1 protein-coding gene and 1 pseudogene are annotated in these 961 nt (G+C 76.6%); both read left to right on the top strand.

Annotated features, from left to right (window positions below):
• Positions 1–213 (top strand): annotated as a pseudogene (locus IE317_RS44120) (TIGR04222 domain-containing membrane protein); the annotation flags it as partial.
• Positions 214–279: 66 nt separating this feature from the next.
• A partial coding sequence (locus IE317_RS44115; RefSeq protein WP_191317309.1) for a TIGR04222 domain-containing membrane protein occupies positions 280–961 on the top strand: 682 nt, incomplete at its 3' end.

The raw sequence follows: 961 nt of genomic DNA, 5'->3' as shown, positions 1-961 counted from the left end.
GAGGGGCACCCCGAGAAGGACGTCCGGCTGGCCGTCAGCCGCGCCACGCAGCAGTCGGCCGCGCGGGCCCGGCGCCGGACCCGGTTCGCGGGCGCCGGCGGCGGCACCGCCGTCGGCTACTGGGGTGGCAGCTCGTGCAGCGGGGGCAGCAGCTCCTGCGGTGGCGGGGGTGGGGGCTGCGGCGGAGGTGGCGGCGGGGGCTGCGGCGGTTGAAACGCCGACGCGCGCGCGTGCGTCTCACAGCTACGGTAACCGCGACACACTGAGGGGAGACGGGCGATGACCGACCCGTGGGGCATCTCCGGACCGGATTTCGTGGTCCTGTACATCGCGTTGCTCGGCGCCGTCCTGCTGGTCAGGGTCGTCGTGTCCGGGATCGTGAACAGCCGGGCGATGCGGGCGGACGCCGTCGCGCCCGGCCCGCCGCCGACCGTCTACCAGCTCGCCTTCCTCGCCGGCGGGCCCGACCGGGCCGTCGACGCGGCGATCGCGGCCCTGGTCGAGCGCGGGCAGCTGCGCGTCAACAGCCACCAGCAGATCAGCCGGACCGCGGCACGGCCGGCCGAGCCGCTGGAGCAGGCGGTCTACGACGTGGCGCACCTGAAGACGACCGCGACGATCCGGGCGTCCGTCCGCGGCTCCGCGGCGATGCGGGCCCTGGAGGAGGGGCTCGAGTGGCGCGGGCTGCTGGCGTCGGCGGTCGCCAAGCGGCAGGCGCGGACGTTCGGGCTGCTCCTGCAGCTGGCCGTGCTGGCCGTCGGTGTGGTGCGGCTGGTCAACGGCATCTCCCTGGGCCGTCCGGTCGGGATCCTGGTCTTCCTGGTGATCGTCGCGGCGGTGCTGGCGATCGTGGCGGCGGTCCGCCGGTCGAAGACGGGCGCCCGGCAGCCGTCGGCCGCGGGGCACCGCGTGCTCGGGCAGGCCCGGGCCGCGGCGAGCGGACCGGTCCCGGCCGGGATGC

It is taken from the genome of Amycolatopsis bullii, assembly GCF_014654205.1.
GTDB lineage: Bacteria > Actinomycetota > Actinomycetes > Mycobacteriales > Pseudonocardiaceae > Amycolatopsis > Amycolatopsis plumensis.
The sequence above is the reverse complement of the archived record's forward strand: the minus strand, read 5'-3'. Positions and strand labels throughout refer to the sequence as shown.